The organism is Enterobacter sp. CP102, from assembly GCF_025152625.1.
Lineage (GTDB): Bacteria > Pseudomonadota > Gammaproteobacteria > Enterobacterales > Enterobacteriaceae > Enterobacter > Enterobacter soli.
Genome location: NZ_CP104014.1, coordinates 3,864,133 through 3,883,129, shown reverse-complemented (window position 1 = coordinate 3,883,129; position 18,997 = coordinate 3,864,133). Strand labels below are relative to the sequence as shown.

Annotated in this window: 13 protein-coding genes; 9 read left to right on the top strand and 4 right to left on the bottom strand. The window is 52.2% G+C overall.

The genetic code is table 11. From position 1 onward, the window contains the following. Nucleotides 1-15 precede the first annotated feature (15 nt). Together galP and metK are read right to left on the bottom strand one after the other, a co-directional pair. Complete coding sequence (galP, locus tag N1249_RS18235) at nucleotides 16-1,413, bottom strand: galactose/proton symporter (protein ID WP_259831871.1); 1,398 nt, start codon at nucleotides 1,411-1,413, stop codon at nucleotides 16-18. Between the two features lie 443 nt (nucleotides 1,414-1,856). Then, the gene (gene metK / locus N1249_RS18230; protein WP_014071689.1) at nucleotides 1,857-3,011 is read right to left on the bottom strand and encodes a methionine adenosyltransferase; all 1,155 of its coding nucleotides are present in this window, start codon (nucleotides 3,009-3,011) and stop codon (nucleotides 1,857-1,859) included. 784 nt (nucleotides 3,012-3,795) lie between these two features. Here metK and yqgB point away from each other — a divergent pair. From yqgB to speB, 3 genes are all read left to right on the top strand, one after another. Continuing rightward, nucleotides 3,796-3,927 (top strand): acid stress response protein YqgB, encoded by a 132-nt coding sequence (yqgB, locus tag N1249_RS18225; RefSeq protein WP_166717525.1) that lies wholly within the window; start codon nucleotides 3,796-3,798, stop codon nucleotides 3,925-3,927. Between the two features lie 8 nt (nucleotides 3,928-3,935). Beyond that, the gene (speA, locus tag N1249_RS18220) at nucleotides 3,936-5,912 is read left to right on the top strand and encodes a biosynthetic arginine decarboxylase (protein WP_259831869.1); all 1,977 of its coding nucleotides are present in this window, start codon (nucleotides 3,936-3,938) and stop codon (nucleotides 5,910-5,912) included. 209 nt (nucleotides 5,913-6,121) lie between these two features. Continuing rightward, nucleotides 6,122-7,042 (top strand): agmatinase, encoded by a 921-nt coding sequence (speB, locus tag N1249_RS18215; RefSeq protein WP_014071686.1) that lies wholly within the window; start codon nucleotides 6,122-6,124, stop codon nucleotides 7,040-7,042. Nucleotides 7,043-7,093: 51 nt separating this feature from the next. On the opposite strand, the gene N1249_RS18210 is transcribed toward speB, so the two are convergent. Continuing rightward, nucleotides 7,094-8,362 carry an OprD family porin gene (locus tag N1249_RS18210; RefSeq protein ID WP_259831867.1) on the bottom strand — a complete coding sequence of 423 codons (1,269 nt, stop codon included), beginning with the start codon at nucleotides 8,360-8,362 and terminating at the stop codon, nucleotides 7,094-7,096. Nucleotides 8,363-8,571: 209 nt separating this feature from the next. Continuing rightward, complete coding sequence (locus N1249_RS18205) at nucleotides 8,572-9,330, bottom strand: M48 family metallopeptidase (protein ID WP_014071684.1); 759 nt, start codon at nucleotides 9,328-9,330, stop codon at nucleotides 8,572-8,574. A gap of 272 nt (nucleotides 9,331-9,602) precedes the next feature. Between N1249_RS18205 and tkt the strand changes: the two genes are divergently transcribed. The 6 genes from tkt (at nucleotide 9,603) to mscS (ending at nucleotide 18,912) form a co-directional block, all read left to right on the top strand. Then, entirely contained in the window at nucleotides 9,603-11,594 is a 1,992-nt protein-coding gene (tkt, locus tag N1249_RS18200) for a transketolase (RefSeq protein ID WP_259831866.1), read from the top strand. A gap of 244 nt (nucleotides 11,595-11,838) precedes the next feature. Beyond that, the gene (locus N1249_RS18195) at nucleotides 11,839-14,151 is read left to right on the top strand and encodes a glycoside hydrolase family 18 protein (RefSeq protein ID WP_259831865.1); all 2,313 of its coding nucleotides are present in this window, start codon (nucleotides 11,839-11,841) and stop codon (nucleotides 14,149-14,151) included. Nucleotides 14,152-14,468: 317 nt separating this feature from the next. Then, complete coding sequence (epd, locus tag N1249_RS18190) at nucleotides 14,469-15,488, top strand: erythrose-4-phosphate dehydrogenase (RefSeq protein ID WP_166717527.1); 1,020 nt, start codon at nucleotides 14,469-14,471, stop codon at nucleotides 15,486-15,488. Between the two features lie 49 nt (nucleotides 15,489-15,537). After that, a complete protein-coding gene (gene pgk, locus N1249_RS18185; protein ID WP_014071681.1) occupies nucleotides 15,538-16,701 on the top strand; it encodes a phosphoglycerate kinase in 1,164 nt (387 codons plus the stop codon). Between the two features lie 89 nt (nucleotides 16,702-16,790). Continuing rightward, nucleotides 16,791-17,870, top strand: coding sequence for a class II fructose-bisphosphate aldolase (fbaA, locus tag N1249_RS18180; protein WP_257272022.1), 1,080 nt, complete (start codon nucleotides 16,791-16,793; stop codon nucleotides 17,868-17,870). Nucleotides 17,871-18,057: 187 nt separating this feature from the next. Further along, nucleotides 18,058-18,912, top strand: coding sequence for a small-conductance mechanosensitive channel MscS (gene mscS / locus N1249_RS18175; protein WP_259831864.1), 855 nt, complete (start codon nucleotides 18,058-18,060; stop codon nucleotides 18,910-18,912). Nucleotides 18,913-18,997 lie beyond the last annotated feature (85 nt).

The following is an 18,997-nucleotide window of genomic DNA, read 5'->3' as shown; positions in this document are numbered from 1 at the left end:
CTCCCCGCAGGCAGGTCAGTCGTGTGCGCCAATCTCGCGCAATGGGCGACCTTTCATCAGGTTACGTTCAATATGTTCCAGCGATACGTGTTTGGTTTCCGGAACCAGCCACACCGTCAGCACAATGAAGAACAGGTTCAGGGCAGAGTAAACCCAGAAGGTGTTGGCATTCCCCAGGCTATTGAGCATGGTCAGGAAGGTTGCGCCGACAATCATGTTGGCAATCCAGTTGGTTGCGGTAGAGCAGGTGATACCAAAATCACGCCCTTTCAGCGGCTGGATCTCAGAGCACAGAACCCAAATCAACGGGCCAGCGCTCATCGCAAAACCGACGATAAACATCAGCAGCATGGCCACGGCAAAGTACTGTGCAGAAGGTGAGTGAATGCCCACATGCATCATTGTACCGAGGACGCCCATCCCCACAGCCATCACCAGGAAGCCCAGCGTCAGCGTTGGTTTGCGCCCCCAACGGTCAACCAGACCAATGGCGATAAAGGTGGCCAGCACGTTGGTCAGGCCCACGATCACGGTGCCCCACATCTGCTCGGTGGTGTTGGTGTAACCCGCCAGTTCAAAGATTTTTGGCGCGTAGTACATGATGACGTTCATCCCGGTGAACTGCTGCATCACCTGAAGGAGTACACCCAGGAATACGGCACGGCGGAAGTTGCTGTTCTCTTTGAACAGCGCCCAGCCAGACTGTTTTACCTTCAGGCTTTCGCGGATCTCTTCCAGTTCGTTTTTCGCCTCTGCGCTGGTATCGCGCAGGCGCAACAACACGCGCTCAGCATCCACGAAGCGGCGTTTCGCGGCAAACCAGCGTGGGCTGTCCGGCAGGAAGAACACACCAATCAGCAGCAGGATTGCAGGGATGATAATGACGCCGAGCATCCAGCGCCAGGCGCCGCTGTAGCTGAACGCGGTATCGGAAAGGTAGGCTCCCAGAATACCGATGGTGATCATCAGCTGGTACATCGAAATCATGCTGCCACGGATTTTCTCTGGTGCGATTTCTGACAGGTAAAGCGGAGCGGTATAAGAGGCCACACCAACCGCCAGGCCGAGCAGCACGCGGGATACCAGCAGTACTTCTACGTTTGGTGCCGCCGCGGAGAACAATGAACCGGCCACGAACAGAATGGCGCCGATCATCAGGCTTTTTTTACGGCCCAGTTTGAAGGAGAGCCAGCCGCTGCCGACTGCACCCACCGCGGCACCAAACATCATGGAGCTCACCACCCATTCCTGAGTGTGGGCGGTTATCTGGAATTCATCGGTGATGAAGGGTAGTGCGCCGGCAATCACGCCGATATCCAGGCCAAAGAGTAATCCTGCCAGGGCGGCGAGGAAGCAGACGAAGAAAGTCATCGCCTTGTTGGACGTACGCCCCTGTTTTTTATTGTCAGGCATTATGCCCTCCAGTTGGGTTATCAGTTTTATCGAGGTTAAGGGTAGGTGAGTGACCCGCAAAAATATGTGAAACAAATCACATTGGTGTAATCGGTTACACAAATATGCGGATGTAAATTTAATTAAGACTCTGAAAATATAGGTATAAATTGAGTGATGCGCATCGGGTTTGTTTGAATTTCAGACTTAACTGAAATGAAATGTAACAGCAGAACAAGTGCGATCATGCAAAGAGATTATTCTGAAAGCAGGGTATATTTGGTGTGGTGTAAGCGGTTTCAAATGGTGTGGCTTTGAGCCGGGTGGCGGCTGCGCCTGACCCGGCCTACAAACACCTCAAAAGCCGTAGGCCCGTGCAAGCGAAGCGCCGCCGGGCAAAAATGACCGCACAAATGCAAAAGGCCAGCCCGAAGGCTGGCCTTTAAAAGAACGCTGTGAGTCGATTATTTCAGACCGGCAGCTTCACGCAGTAGTGCAGCTTTGTCGGTTTTTTCCCATGGGAAATGTTCACGACCAAAGTGACCGTACGCAGCGGTTTCTTTGTAGATTGGGTGCAGCAGATCCAGCATCTGAATCAGGCCGTATGGACGCAGGTCGAAGAACTCGCGCACCAGCAGGGTCAGCTGTTCAGAAGGAACTTTTTCAGTACCGAAGGTTTCAACCATGATGGAGGTTGGTTCAGCCACGCCGATTGCGTAGGAAACCTGAATCTCACAACGGTCAGCCAGGCCCGCAGCAACGATGTTTTTCGCAACATAACGTGCAGCGTACGCAGCAGAACGGTCAACTTTAGACGGATCTTTACCGGAGAATGCGCCGCCACCGTGACGCGCCATGCCGCCGTAGGTATCAACGATGATTTTACGACCGGTCAGGCCACAGTCACCCATTGGGCCGCCGATAACAAAACGTCCGGTTGGGTTGATGAAGAATTTGGTCGACGCGCTCAGCCACTCGGTAGGCAGAACTGGCTTGATGATCTCTTCCATCACGGCTTCTTGCAGAGATTTCTGATCAATATCTTCGGCGTGCTGAGTGGACAGAACCACGGCATCGATACCGACGATTTTGCCATCGTCATACTGGAAGGTTACCTGGCTTTTCGCATCCGGGCGCAGCCACGGCAGGGTGCCGTTTTTACGCACTTCAGCCTGACGCTGCACCAGACGGTGTGCGTAGGTCACGGGTGCCGGCATCAGCACGTCAGTTTCGTTGGTTGCATAACCGAACATCAGACCCTGGTCGCCCGCGCCCTGTTCCAGCGGATCGGCGCGGTCAACACCCTGGTTGATGTCTGGGGACTGTTTGCCGATTGCGCTCAGTACTGCGCAAGAGTTGGCATCAAAGCCCATATCAGAATGTACATAACCGATTTCACGCACCGTGTTACGGGTGATCTCTTCGATATCAACCCATGCGCTGGTGGTGATCTCACCGCCAACCAGAACCATGCCGGTTTTGACATAGGTTTCACACGCTACGCGCGCTTTAGGATCCTGCTCGAGGATCGCATCCAGCACCGCATCGGAGATTTGGTCAGCAATTTTATCAGGATGTCCTTCTGATACGGACTCGGACGTAAACAGGTGTTTTGCCATGTTTTATTTCACCTAAGAGGAATTTGGTTAGCTCAAGCTGCTGTGTGGAATAGCCAAAGGAGATAATTCTACCAAGGCCTGCAGGATTTTGACACTGGCAGTCTGAGTGTTAATCAGTATGGATGGATTAACATCTGGACGTCTATTTTAGGTCACTTCTTCACCCGATTTCCAGTTTTTTTTGACTAAGCTCTCACTGCGTTGAAATCGAAGCTGGAAATATTTCCTGACGGCGCTGGCAACACGCACATTAATCTTTTGCTTTTTACCCTTGTTCTCGGTATAAAACGCGGCGCGCGGCTCATATCCGTCATACTTCAAGTTTCATGTACGTTGGCTTCCTCGCTCACCCCAGTCACTTACGTTTGTAAGCTCCCGGGGATTCGCTGCGTCGCCGCCTTCCTGAAACTCGAATTATTTAGGATAACCAAAAAAGCGCTCGATGAACTCATCGTGTCGCCACTTCCAGCCGGGTTAAGCAGTGAACTTTTAGCTTTGGCTTGTGGTCCGTTTCAACAGGAGCGGCCGTGGAGGTGATACGAGATAATGAACCATCGTTTTCCGCTAATTCAGCGCAGCCGTTCTGGCGCGCATTTGATTCCCGCAACCCGCATTTCTAGTCTGCAAACCTGCCGATGTTATACCCATCTCGGCGCTTCTCAGGATTCCAGGGCCGGTCACGCTTTGTGAAAAATGAACAAGGGCGCTCTTGTTAATACAAGAGTTTTCTCGTGGTTTCGCCGAACCTTGTCATACAGAGTTCGGATACGTGTTTTACAATGATATGAATAAGAAACCGGTCGCACGGTCAGGATTTCAGCATACTATGCTGGAAAACGGAGCCGTTTATGGGTTGTTATCGCCGTATAACGCTGCGATAGTAGTCAACTGTTTTACACTTAATACAAAGAGTTGAGGTTCGCTATGTCTGACGACATGTCTTCGGTTTCGCCTTCGTCAGCAGGCGAACAGGGTGTACTACGTTCTATGCAGGAGGTTGCGATGAGCTCCCAGGAAGCCAGCAAGATGCTGCGCACTTACAATATTGCCTGGTGGGGCAATAACTACTATGACGTCAACGAACTGGGCCACATCAGCGTTTGCCCGGATCCAGACGTCCCTGAAGCGCGCGTGGATCTCGCCAAACTGGTGAAAGCACGTGAAGCGCAGGGCCAGCGTTTGCCTGCACTGTTCTGCTTCCCGCAGATCCTGCAACACCGCCTGCGTTCTATTAACGCCGCGTTCAAACGCGCGCGTGAATCGTACGGCTATAAAGGCGACTATTTCCTGGTTTACCCGATCAAGGTAAACCAGCATCGCCGCGTCATTGAATCCCTGATCCACTCCGGCGAACCGCTGGGGCTGGAAGCCGGTTCAAAGGCGGAGCTGATGGCTGTTCTGGCACACGCGGGGATGACCCGCTCAGTGATCGTCTGTAACGGCTATAAAGACCGCGAATACATTCGTCTGGCGCTGATTGGCGAGAAGATGGGCCACAAGGTCTATCTGGTTATCGAGAAGATGTCCGAAATCGCTATCGTGCTGGAAGAAGCCGAACGTCTGAACGTGATCCCACGCCTTGGCGTGCGTGCACGTCTGGCCTCTCAGGGTTCCGGTAAATGGCAGTCCTCCGGCGGCGAAAAATCCAAATTCGGCCTGGCGGCAAACCAGGTCCTGCAACTGGTGGAGATCCTGCGCGAGCGCGGTCGTCTGGACAGCATTCAGTTGCTGCACTTCCACCTCGGTTCGCAGATGGCTAACATCCGCGACATCGCCACGGGTGTGCGCGAATCAGCGCGTTTCTACGTTGAGCTGCATAAGCTTGGCGTAAATATCCAGTGCTTCGACGTGGGCGGCGGTCTGGGTGTGGACTATGAAGGTACACGCTCGCAGTCTGACTGCTCTGTGAACTACGGCCTGAACGAATACGCGAACAACATCATCTGGGCGATTGGCGATGCGTGTGAAGAACACGGCTTGCCGCACCCGACGGTGATCACCGAATCGGGTCGCGCGGTGACCGCGCACCATACAGTGCTGGTCTCTAACATTATCGGCGTTGAGCGCAGCGAAACCACCGAAGCGACCCCGCCGGCAGACGATGCCCCACGTTCCCTGCAAAGTATGTGGGAAACCTGGCAGGAGATGCACGAGCCGGGCACGCGTCGTTCCCTGCGCGAATGGCTGCACGACAGCCAGATGGATCTGCATGACATCCACGTGGGTTACTCTTCAGGCACTTTTAGCCTGCAGGAGCGCGCGTGGGCAGAGCAGCTCTATCTGAACATGTGCCATGAAGTGCAGAAACAGCTCGACCCGAGCAACCGTGCGCACCGTCCGATTATCGATGAGTTGCAGGAGCGTATGGCGGACAAGATTTACGTCAACTTCTCGCTGTTCCAGTCGATGCCGGATGCATGGGGTATTGATCAGCTGTTCCCGGTTCTGCCGCTGGAAGGGCTGAACCACGCTCCGGAACGCCGTGCGGTGCTGCTGGATATCACCTGTGACTCAGACGGTGCTATCGATCATTACGTTGATGGTGACGGTATCGCGACCACGATGCCAATGCCGGAATACGACCCGGAGAACCCGCCAATGCTGGGCTTCTTTATGGTCGGTGCATATCAGGAGATCCTCGGTAACATGCACAACCTGTTCGGTGATACCGAAGCGGTTGACGTGTTTGTCTTCCCTGACGGCAGCGTGGAAGTCGAGTTGTCCGACGAAGGGGACACGGTGGCGGACATGCTGGAATACGTTCAGCTGGATCCGAAAACGCTGCTGACTCAGTTCCGCGATCAGGTGAAAAACACCGGTCTGGACGATGCATTGCAGCAGCAGTTCCTCGAAGAGTTTGAAGCGGGTCTGTACGGGTACACTTATCTGGAAGACGAGTAAGAAAACCTCCCTCTCCCCGTGGGAGAGGGTTGGGGTGAGGGCATCAGACCGCACAATGCCCTATACTCTCTTGAACCCGTATGAATTAACGGCGATAATTCGCCCCAATATGCTATTTACGAATCAATCCCTTCCTCGTCGGGTTTAACGACGCGGAGGGGATTTTTTTCATCTGTTTTTAATGAATCGACTTTAAAAGAGGTCAGGACATGAGCACTTTAGGTCATCAGTACGATAACTCTCTGGTATCTAACGCGTTTGGTTTTTTACGCCTTCCGATGAACTTCCAGCCGTACGACAGCGATGCCGACTGGGTTATCACCGGCGTGCCGTTTGATATGGCCACATCTGGCCGCGCGGGTGGTCGTCATGGCCCGGCCGCTATCCGTCAGGTATCGACTAACCTGGCCTGGGAGCACAACCGCTTCCCGTGGAACTTCGACATGCGTGAGCGCCTGAACGTGGTTGACTGCGGTGACCTGGTGTACGCCTTTGGCGACGCACGTGAAATGAGCGAAAAACTCCAGGCGCACGCCGAGAAGCTGCTGGCTGCTGGTAAGCGTATGCTCTCCTTCGGGGGGGATCATTTCGTGACGCTGCCGCTGCTGCGTGCTCACGCGAAACACTTCGGTAAAATGGCGCTGGTGCACTTTGATGCGCATACCGATACCTATGCAAACGGCTGTGAATTTGACCACGGCACCATGTTCTTCACCGCGCCGAACGAAGGCCTGATCGATCCGAACCACTCTGTGCAGATCGGTATTCGTACTGAGTTCGATAAAGACAACGGCTTCACCGTGCTGGATGCCGGCCAGGTGAACGATCGTGGCGTTGACGACATCATCGCGCAGGTTAAGCAGATTGTTGGCGACATGCCGGTTTATCTGACCTTCGACATCGACTGCCTGGATCCGGCATTTGCTCCGGGTACTGGTACCCCGGTGATCGGCGGCCTGACGTCTGACCGTGCCATCAAACTGGTGCGTGGCCTGAAAGATTTGAACATCGTGGGTATGGACGTGGTGGAAGTTGCGCCTGCGTACGATCAATCTGAAATAACAGCGCTGGCTGCGGCAACGCTGGCACTGGAAATGCTCTACATCCAGGCCGCGAAAAAAGGCGAGTAAGCTTAGCGGTTAAGTCAAAGCCCTCACCAGCAGGTGAGGGCTTTTTTACGCTTAAAACACGTTAAACGGGTATTCCACATAGACGCGGATTTCGTCTCCGCCCACGTTGTAATCGCTGGCATTACTGGACACGCGCAGAACGGAGTAGCGCAGTTTCAGTTTCAGGTCTTTCGCCGGGCCATCCTGCACCTGGTACTGAACCTGGTTAAACCACTCATGCTCTTTACCGTTGCTGGTTTCAGCGGTTTTGATGTTATCGCCACGCACATATGCTGTGGTCCAGCTCAGGCCCGGTAAGCCGAGGCCGGCAAAGTCCAGCCCGTAGGATGCCTGCCATGAGCGTTCGTCTTCACCGTTAAAATCAGACCAGTAAGAGTTCGCAAGCCAGATGGTATTCCCACCGTCGCCCACGCCGCCCTGATCGCGATAGCTGCCGTAGTGATAACCGGTGCTGCCGCTGCTTTGCTGATACGCCACCTTGAAGGTATGAATATCCCAGATGTAGCTCGCCGCCATGCTCCAGATGGTGTTGCTGCGGCCCGTATCGAGGCTGTCAGCGTAACCCTGATCCAGACGTGAGTTATAGCCGTTAAAGTCGAGAACCAGCTGTTGCCCGGTGCTGAACGGTTGTTTGAAGTTCATGCCCAGATACTGCTTGTTCATTACCTCTTCAACGTGAGAAGCGTACAGCGCGCCGCTGAACTGGTCGTTGAACTGATAGCTTGCACCACCAAAGGAGAGGCTCTTCAGGCCGCTGTCGTGGCGGTCGTCGCTTTTGCGTTGCTCGTCAGTGAAGTAACCCGCGTTGACTTCCAGCCCGTCTATCTCTTTTGAGGTCAGCATCGTCCCGGTATAGCTTTCGAACAGCAGGCGGGAGCTGTCGGCATTCACAATCGGAAGCTCAGGACGCTGGTTACCGTAGCTCAGTACGGTATTGGAGATGCGCATTTTGGCGGTCGCGCCAAATTTCGCCAGATCGGATTTCGCACGACCATCGTCTTCCTGTTTAAAGAAGTCGATACCGCCTGCACCGCTTTTACCGCGACCGCCGTCAAGGCGTACGCCGTACTGGGCAATGCCGTCAACGCCAAAGCCGACCAGCCCTTCGGTATAACCAGATGCAAATGTGGCGACGATGCCCTGACCCCATTCGGCTTTATCCTGCTGGCCCTGATGATAGTCACGGCTGATATACGCATTGCGTAAAAACAGATCCAGATGGCTGTCGTCAATAAAACCCTGGCTGTCTGATTGCTGGCTTGCAAAAGCAGGTAATACGGAAAATAAACTTAAAGCAACTAACGATAATTGTTTTTTCACGGAGGGAACGTCTCTGTCTTGATATATTAATTTGAAAGACTGCGAAGGAATAATTACCGGAAAATTTACCGATTGCAATAATTATGTGAGTAAAGGTTTCAGAGAATTGATGCTGATGTGGCGCGGCTTGCAGGGCGTTATCGATACGTGCGGTTAAATTGACAATACGTGCGAAATAAAAAAGGAGGCAATATTGCCTCCTTCATAAATTATTTAATTCCGTCTGCTGCCATACGATCGCGAATATGTTGTGCGCGTTCTTCTGACGCCGGGTGATCGTCAAACATTGAACTTTGACGTCCCGCTTCCTGTTTTGCCAGTTTTTCGAAGCTGGTGGCTAACCCTGACGGATTAATACCGCGTTTGCGCAACAAGTCGTAGGAGTAGTCATCGGCCTCGGATTCCTGACGCTGGGAGAACTGAGAGTTGACCAGTTTTTCACCCATATCGCCAAGCTGAGACTGGGACAGGCTGCCGACGATCCCACCCGCGGAGGCCGCTGCGGCGCGAACGGCGTTGGTGCCCAGCGCGACCTGCATTCCTTTTTTCACGTGGCCGAGTGCGACGTGACCCATTTCATGACCGATGACCGCTTCAACTTCGTTGTCGTTCATCATGTCCATCAGCCCGCTGTAGACGCGAATACAGCCGTTTGCCATGGCAAATGCGTTCACGTCTTTCGCCATGTAGACCTTGTAGTTCACCGGCTGGCCGTTGATGTTGTCGCCCAGAGCGGAGGCTATCTTATTCAGACGCTGCGCATATGTGCTGCTGGCAGGGGCGATAGTGGCTTTTCCGTCCATATCTTTACAGGCCTGGTCGCTCAGCGCTTTTACCTGCGCATCGCTCAGTGAATACGCCTGAAATGCTTCAGCACCAGAGGTCATCAGGCCATTAGAATCCATATTCTGACAGCCGCTCAGCAGCAGCGTTGTACCCAGGGCCAGCACAATTGCACGCATTTTCATGATGTTGCTTCCGTACTCGTTAGTCTGAATTAAATCCGAAAAGTGCACCGGCCAAAAAGCCAGTGTCGGGCTAAGTATAAGGAAGATATACGGTAGCGGGCGAGCAGATTGCGCAACATGCGAGCATGATCCAGAGATTTCTTAAGCGGCAAAAGAATGCTCCATGTACATGCCTTGTCGCTTGGGTTACATTGTTGGCACTTTTTTCCGGCGTAGCCCAAAACGCGCTGTCGTCAAGGGCATGGCCTTTAACAGTCCGATCTGGAGTTAAAATGTCCTCACGTAAAGAGCTTGCTAATGCTATTCGTGCGCTGAGCATGGACGCAGTACAGAAAGCCAAATCCGGCCACCCGGGCGCCCCTATGGGTATGGCTGATATCGCGGAAGTCCTGTGGCGTGATTTCCTGAACCACAACCCGCAGAACCCGGCCTGGGCTGACCGCGATCGTTTCGTGCTGTCTAACGGCCACGGCTCAATGCTGATCTACAGCCTGCTGCACCTCACCGGCTATGATCTGCCAATCGAAGAGCTGAAAAACTTCCGTCAGCTGCACTCCAAAACGCCAGGTCACCCGGAAGTGGGCTACACCGCTGGTGTAGAAACCACCACCGGCCCGCTGGGTCAGGGTATTGCTAACGCCGTGGGTATGGCGATTGCCGAGAAGACTCTGGCAGCACAGTTCAACCGTCCTGGCCACGACATCGTGGACCACTTCACCTATGCATTCATGGGCGATGGCTGCATGATGGAAGGCATTTCTCACGAAGTGTGCTCCCTGGCAGGTACCCTGAAGCTGGGTAAACTGGTTGCGTTCTATGACGACAACGGTATCTCCATCGACGGTCACGTTGAAGGCTGGTTCACTGACGACACCGCAGCACGCTTCGAAGCCTACGGCTGGCACGTAGTGCGTGGTGTTGATGGCCACGATGCTGACTCGATTAAACGTGCAGTAGAAGAAGCGCGCGCTGTGACCGACAAACCGTCCCTGCTGATGTGCAAAACCATCATCGGCTTCGGTTCTCCGAACAAAGCGGGTACCCACGACTCCCACGGTGCGCCACTGGGCGACGCGGAAATCGCGCTGACCCGTGAAGCGCTGGGCTGGAAACACCCGGCATTCGAAATCCCATCTGACATTTATGCGCAGTGGGATGCAAAAGAAGCGGGCCAGGCGAAAGAAGCGGCATGGAACGAGAAGTTCGCTGCGTACGCGAAAGCCTTCCCGCAGGAAGCGGCTGAATTCACCCGTCGTATGAAAGGCGACATGCCGTCTGACTTCGACGCGAAAGCGAACGAGTTCATCGCTAAGCTGCAGGCGAACCCATCTAAAATCGCCAGCCGTAAAGCGTCTCAGAACGCGATCGAAGCGTTCGGTCCTTGGCTTCCAGAATTCCTGGGCGGCTCCGCTGACCTGGCACCTTCCAACCTGACCCTGTGGTCCGGTTCTAAGCCAATCAACGAAAATACCGCCGGTAACTACATCCATTATGGTGTACGTGAATTCGGTATGACCGCGATTGCAAACGGTATCTCCCTGCACGGTGGTTTCCTGCCGTACACCTCTACCTTCCTGATGTTCGTGGAATATGCACGTAACGCCGTGCGTATGGCTGCGCTGATGAAACAGCGTCAGGTGATGGTCTACACCCATGACTCCATCGGTCTGGGCGAAGATGGCCCGACTCACCAGCCGGTAGAGCAGGTTGCTTCCCTGCGTGTGACCCCGAACATGTCCACATGGCGCCCATGTGACCAGGTTGAATCCGCGGTAGCGTGGAAATACGGCGTTGAGCGTCAGGACGGCCCGACCGCACTGATCCTCTCCCGTCAGAACCTGGCACAGCAGGATCGTACTCCAGAGCAGCTGGCGAACATCGCCCGCGGTGGTTACGTGCTGAAAGACTGCGCTGGCCAGCCAGAGCTTATCTTCATCGCGACTGGCTCTGAAGTTGAGCTGGCTATTGCGGCATGGGACAAACTGTCTGCCGAAGGCGTGAAAGCGCGCGTGGTTTCCATGCCGTCTACCGACGCGTTCGACAAGCAGGATGCGGCCTACCGTGAATCCGTACTGCCTAAAGCGGTTTCCGCTCGCGTGGCAGTGGAAGCGGGTATCGCTGACTACTGGTTCAAATACGTGGGCCTGAATGGCGCTATCGTTGGTATGACCACCTTCGGTGAGTCTGCACCGGCAGAGCTGCTGTTCGAAGAGTTCGGCTTCACCGTAGAGAACGTTGTCGCGAAAGCGAAAGAACTGCTGTAATTATCACGTTCTTTAAAAAGGGTGCCTTGAGCACCCTTTTTTATTTATCAAGAAAATAATATCTATAATTTATATTTGTTGGTTTTATTGTTTTATTTGCCCTCTAATTTATATTGTGAATGTTTTTCGTTAACTGGTAAAAATATCTATATTAGTTTTTGATGAATCAGTTTGCTACGCTCTGTCAGGACTTTTAGCAATGCTGTTATTTTTATAAATAATCAGAAACCAATAAGGATATTGTATGAATATATCACCATCAATCGTTGCGTTGGCGGTATCCACGTGTTTGTTTTCCACAAGTACGCTGGCCGAATTAACCGCTAATGACGATACGAATAAGATAGAAGGCACGTATAGTAATACGCTTATGCGGTCAACCGATAATGGCGAAAGTTGGCTTGAGCTTGTCCCAAGCGATGGCAGTAGTAGTGGTACTAATAACGATTTTCCTGGCACAGAAACGGTTGTTGTTGCCAATAAGCTTGCCGATGTTATTGCTACACCTCTGTATGATTCGACACAGACCTACGATACTCCCAATACAAAAGTGCGTTACAACGGCTATTACTGGACGAACCAGTGGTGGGCCAATCCAGGTGAAATTCCGGGAAGCAATAGCGTATGGCTAAAAGGCGCAGCAACCAACCTGGAAGCTAATGTCATTGCTACCTACAACTTTACGCCGTGGACAGGCCAGCAGGCTGAAGATTACCAGACCCAGCAAAAAGAGAACGTTGCGAAACAGACCCGCATTTATGGCTATTATCCTGAATGGGGAGTGTATGCGGCGCATAACTATTTTACGCCGGATAAAATTGCCTGGGATCAGCTAACGCATATTACTTATGCCTTTGGTGTTGTCGAAAATGGTGTGGTGGTAACGCATGATACTGAAAAAGGTCCGGAACTGATGAAAGAAATTGCGACTGCCAGTAAGGCGGCAGGCGTGAAAAATATTCTTTCTGTCGGGGGATGGACTAACTCAGAAGAGGGCGTATTTGAAGCTGCAACGTCAACCGATGAAGGTGTCGAAAAACTCGCGCAAAGTATTGTCGATTATATTGTGAAGTGGAAATTTGATGGCGTAGATATTGACTGGGAATACCCTGATACTGATGTTGAAAAAACGCAGTTCACTAATTTGATTACCAGTTTACGTAACAAACTGGATGTGCTGGGCAAACAAAACGATATCTATTATCAACTCTCCGCTGCCGTGACGGTAAACCATAATAAAATGGCCTATATCAATCCGGCGGTTACGGCCTCGCTGCTCGACTCCGTTAACGTGATGGCGTATGACATCCATGGCGCTTTCGATGCTATTACGGGTCATAATGCGCCGCTTTATCCGAATAGTCAGGATGAAGATCTAAAACTCAACGTCTCCTCGGCAATGAGTGACTATGTCAATACCTGGGGCGTGGCAAAAAATAAACTGACTATGGGTGTCCCGTTCTACGGTCGCGGTTGGGGCAATGTTGAGCCTACTGAAATCGTGAAAGGCTTACCGGGGCTGTTTGCTGCAGGAACCGCTACCGTCCACGGCGCATGGGATGATGAAGACCAGTACACAGGGACTAACCCGTTCTATGTGTTGCAGGAGAAAATCGCCAGCGGCGACTACACCCGTTACTGGGATTCGGAGTCACACGTTCCTTATCTTTATAACGCAAAAACCAAAGAGTTCCTGACCTATGATGATGAAGCGTCTATTACTGACAAAGTGAATTACATCAAGGATCAGGGCCTTGGCGGAGCCATCATCTGGGATATCAGCGGCGATTCCAGCGATCACACGCTGGGTAAAATTGTTGCTACGTTGAAGGCTTCAGACAGCGATGACGATGACGACGACGATAGCACTCATGTCGTTTCGTATCTGACGCTGGCGCGCGGGGCCAAAAAAGGGTTCGCGTATGATGGTAAAACAGGTCAGTATATTATGTATCCCGGTGTCTATTGCGAGATGCCATTAACGGATTTCCAGGATGGCGTCTTTGATATTCGCGTGAATAATGTCTCTGTAGCGAAAATTAACAAGGGAAAACTGACTAACGGTAAATTTTCTACTACCGATCAGACGGTTAAAATTACCACCAATGATGCCACCATCAATGAGGGGGACGTGATCACCATCGTCCGCCAGGATAGTGATGAAGAGTCTATTGATATATCCAAAACGGTGACTCAGCAGATGCTTGGTAATGCTCTGGTTACTGATAATGGTCAGTTGAAAGCTGTCTATATTGTAGATGCAACCGCCAGCGTCGGGAATTATGCCGTTGAGTTCCTCATCGATGGTTATACAGACGCTCAGTACCAGGTTTATATTAACGACCAGTATGTCGCTGGTGCGAACATCCTTAAGACTGGCCAGTGCGATGCAGATCATATGACCTGTGGTTACTTAGGCGCTCAAAAAATCATGTACATCGCTGATTCCAGCGTCACCGTGAAGGAAGAGGATGACCTCAAGGTGTACCAGATCGTCGACGGGAAAAAAGTGCTGACAGCTACTTTGACCGTGCCACACGGGTATTATTATTACTAATAAATCAGGTATCTCATCTGTCCGGGCAGGATGATCCCTCCCGGACTGTTTTTTCGTTGTCAGCGTTCGACTGCATTTGAAACGTACCGGTTATTCCATCAAAAATGTGACGCAAGTCATGTTGCAGGCTTATCTCTCTGGTCAGTCATTCCTTTTATTCCCCGATTCGCTTATTCTAGCTGAAGCGTTTCAGTCGATTAAATGTTCGACAATTGACCAATCAATCGCAGTTTGTGACAGGCAAGGATTCCCCTTCGGGCGTAGCTGGATTACTCTTTCAGCCACCTCAAACCCAGGGATAGCTTTGCAGGAGATCTATGACCGTACGCGTAGCGATTAATGGCTTCGGTCGCATCGGGCGTAACGTGGTTCGTGCTTTATATGAATCCGGGCGTCGTGCGGAAATGACCGTGGTGGCAATCAATGAACTGGCGGATGCCACGGGCATGGCGCATTTATTGAAATACGACACCAGTCATGGCCGCTTTGCCTGGGATGTTCGCCAGGAAAGAGATCAGCTTTTTGTTGGTGACGATGCGATTCGCGTACTGCATGAGAGCAGCATCGAAGAGCTACCGTGGCGCGAGCTGGGTGTGGATGTAGTGCTGGACTGCACCGGCGTGTACGGCAACCGCGAACACGGCGAAGCGCATCTGGCAGCAGGCGCGAAAAAAGTCCTGTTTTCTCATCCCGGCAGTAACGACCTCGACGCGACAGTCGTGTTTGGTGTCAACCAGCATGAGCTGCAAGCTGAACACCGTATTGTTTCCAACGCCTCCTGTACCACCAACTGCATTATTCCGGTCATCAAACTGTTAGACGATGCGTATGGCATTGAATCCGGCACCGTGACCACGATTCACTCCGCCATGCACGATCAGCAGGTTATCGACGCCTATCACCCGGACTTACGACGCACTCGCGCGGCGAGCCAGTCGATCATTCCGGTGGATACGAAGCTTGCGGCAGGGATTACCCGTATTTTCCCGCAGTTTAACGACCGTTTTGAAGCCATTGCCGTGCGTGTCCCGACGATTAACGTCACTGCAATTGATCTCAGTGTAACGGTGAAAAAACCGGTAAAAGCCTGTGAAGTCAACCTGTTGCTGCAAAAAGCGGCACAGGGTGCATTTCATGGTATAGTTGACTATACGGAATTACCGTTGGTCTCAGTAGATTTTAACCACGACCCGCACAGCGCCATTGTTGATGGCACTCAAACGCGAGTCAGTGGCGCACACCTTATCAAGACGCTGGTCTGGTGTGATAACGAATGGGGCTTTGCTAACCGAATGCTCGACACCACGTTAGCAATGGCCGCTCAAGGTTTCAGGTAAGACGCATCGTGCGTCTGCAAAACTTTAAGAATCAACGAGAGGATTCACCATGTCTGTAATTAAGATGACCGATCTGGATCTGGCTGGTAAACGCGTTTTCATCCGTGCTGATCTGAACGTACCGGTTAAAGATGGCAAAGTGACCAGCGACGCGCGTATCCGTGCATCTCTGCCAACCATCGAACTGGCACTGAAGCAAGGTGCAAAAGTGATGGTAACCTCCCACCTGGGTCGTCCAACTGAAGGCGAGTACAACGAAGAGTTCTCTCTGCTGCCAGTTGTTAATTACCTGAAAGACAAACTGTCCAACCCGGTTCGCCTGGTTAAAGATTACCTGGACGGCGTTGAAGTGGCTGCTGGTGAACTGGTTGTTCTGGAAAACGTTCGCTTCAACAAAGGCGAGAAGAAAGACGACGAAGCACTGTCCAAAAAATACGCTGCACTGTGTGACGTATTCGTGATGGATGCATTCGGTACTGCTCACCGTGCTCAGGCTTCTACCCACGGTATCGGTAAATTCGCAGACGTAGCCTGTGCAGGTCCTCTGCTGGCTGACGAACTGGAAGCACTGGGTAAAGCGCTGAAAGAGCCAGCTCGCCCAATGGTTGCTATCGTTGGTGGTTCTAAAGTTTCTACCAAACTGACCGTTCTGGATTCCCTGTCTAAAATCGCTGACCAGCTGATCGTTGGCGGTGGTATCGCAAACACCTTCGTTGCCGCTCAGGGCCACAATGTGGGTAAATCCCTGTACGAAGCAGACCTGGTTGATGAAGCGAAACGCCTGCTGACCACCTGTGATATCCCTGTTCCAACTGACGTTCGCGTCGCGACCGAGTTCTCTGAAACAGCAACCGCCACCCTGAAATCTGTAAACGACATCAAAGATGAAGAGCAGATCCTGGATCTGGGCGATGTTTCTGCACAGAAACTGGCTGAAATCCTGAAAAACGCAAAAACTATCCTGTGGAACGGTCCTGTTGGTGTGTTCGAATTCGCGAACTTCCGTAAAGGTACTGAAATCGTTGCTAACGCAATCGCAGACAGCGAAGCGTTCTCAATCGCAGGCGGCGGTGACACGCTGGCAGCTATCGACCTGTTCGGTATCGCTGACAAGATCTCCTACATCTCCACTGGTGGCGGCGCATTCCTCGAATTCGTGGAAGGCAAAGTACTGCCAGCAGTAGCAATGCTCGAAGAGCGCGCTAAGAAGTAAGTCATTTAAGGGCAGGGAAACCTGCCCAATTTTCAGCGCGCTTTAGGGCACGCACCTCTTTCCAAGGCCGAAGATACAGGACTCGTAACATGTCTAAAATTTTTGATTTCGTAAAACCTGGCGTGATCACTGGTGATGACGTTCAGAAAGTGTTCCAGGTAGCTAAAGAGAACAATTTTGCTCTGCCAGCAGTTAACTGCGTAGGTACCGACTCCATCAACGCCGTTCTGGAAACCGCTGCAAAAGTTAAAGCGCCGGTAATCGTTCAGTTCTCTAACGGTGGTGCTGCGTTCGTTGCAGGTAAAGGCGTGAAAACTGACGTTCCTCAGGGCGCTGCAATCCTGGGTGCTATCTCTGGTGCGCACCACGTTCACCAGATGGCTGAACACTACGGTGTTCCAGTTATCCTGCACACCGACCACTGCGCGAAGAAACTGCTGCCATGGATCGACGGTCTGCTGGACGCGGGTGAGAAACACTTCGCGGCAACCGGTAAACCACTGTTCTCTTCTCACATGATCGACCTGTCTGAAGAGTCACTGCACGAAAACATCGAAATCTGCTCTAAATACCTGGCGCGCATGGCCAAAATGGACATGACCCTGGAAATCGAACTGGGTTGCACCGGTGGTGAAGAAGACGGCGTGGACAACAGCCACATGGACGCTTCTGCACTGTACACCCAGCCAGAAGACGTTGATTACGCATACACCGAGCTGAGCAAAATCAGCCCACGCTTCACTATCGCAGCGTCCTTCGGTAACGTGCACGGCGTTTACAAACCAGGTAACGTGGTTCTGACCCCAACTATCCTGCGTGATTCTCAGGAATACGTGTCCAAGAAACACAACCTGCCGCACAACAGCCTGAACTTCGTATTCCACGGTGGTTCCGGTTCTTCTGCTCAGGAAATCAAAGACTCCGTAAGCTACGGCGTAGTGAAAATGAACATCGATACCGACACCCAATGGGCAACCTGGGACGGTATCCTGCAATACTACAAAACCAACGAAGCTTACCTGCAAGGCCAGCTGGGCAACCCGAAAGGCGAAGACCAGCCGAACAAGAAATACTACGATCCACGCGTATGGCTGCGTGCTGCACAGACTTCAATGATTACTCGTCTGGAGCAGGCATTCAAAGAGCTGAACGCGGTTGACGTTCTGTAATTTGAGTCGCTAAACGCCTCAGAAAGGTCCGCAAATGCGGGCCTTTTTTTATGGCTTTTCAATGGCCTGCTGGTCTGGTTTTTGTGATCTGTTTGGCAATATTTGTTCTTTTTGTTTACCCTTTACTGACCTGCCTGTCTCCATGGGGGATGGATTTTGTGTATTGGTTTAACAAAAGGAAGAATAAATGGAACAACTCGATGTCGTAGACAGCATCAATAACGCCGGTACCTGGCTTGTGCGCAACCAGGAGTTACTGCTGAGTTATGCCGTTAACATCGTTGCGGCAATCGCGATTATCATTGTCGGGATGATCGTGGCACGGATCGTGTCAAACACCGTTAATCGCGTGATGGTGGCGCGAAACATTGATGCCACGGTTGCCGATTTCCTCTCTGCACTGGTGCGCTATGGGATTATTGCCTTTACGCTGATTGCGGCGCTGGGTCGCGTGGGCGTGCAGACGGCATCCGTCATCGCCGTGCTCGGTGCGGCTGGTCTGGCTATTGGTCTGGCGCTGCAGGGCTCACTTTCAAACCTGGCGGCAGGCGTTCTGCTGGTCACCTTCCGCCCGTTCCGCTCGGGTGAATACGTTGATTTGGGCGGCATTGCCGGAACCGTGCTCCAGGTGCAGATCTTCTCCACCACCATGCGTACCGTCGATGGCCGTATCGTGGTGGTACCGAATGGGAAAATCATCGCGGGCAACATCATTAACTTCTCCCGTGAACCGGTGCGCCGTAATGAGCTGATTATCAGCGTGGCCTATGACTCCGACATCGATCAGGTCAAATCGCTGATTAGCAATATCATTGCTTCAGACGATCGCATTCTGAAAGATAAAGAGCAGACGGTTCGCCTCAACGAACTGGGCGCGTCATCCATTAACTTCGTGGTGCGTATCTGGAGCAAAAGCAGCGATCTGCAAAACGTTTACTGGGATGTTCTGGAACGCATCAAGCGTGATTTTGACGCCAACGGCATCAGCTTCCCGTACCCGCAGATGGACGTAAACGTCAAAAAAGTCAAAGAAGCTGAATAACGTCTCCCGTAGGCTCGGTAAGCGCTAGCGCCACCGGGCTTTTATTTTATTAGCCATGCTAATACCCAATTAATATTATCAATTT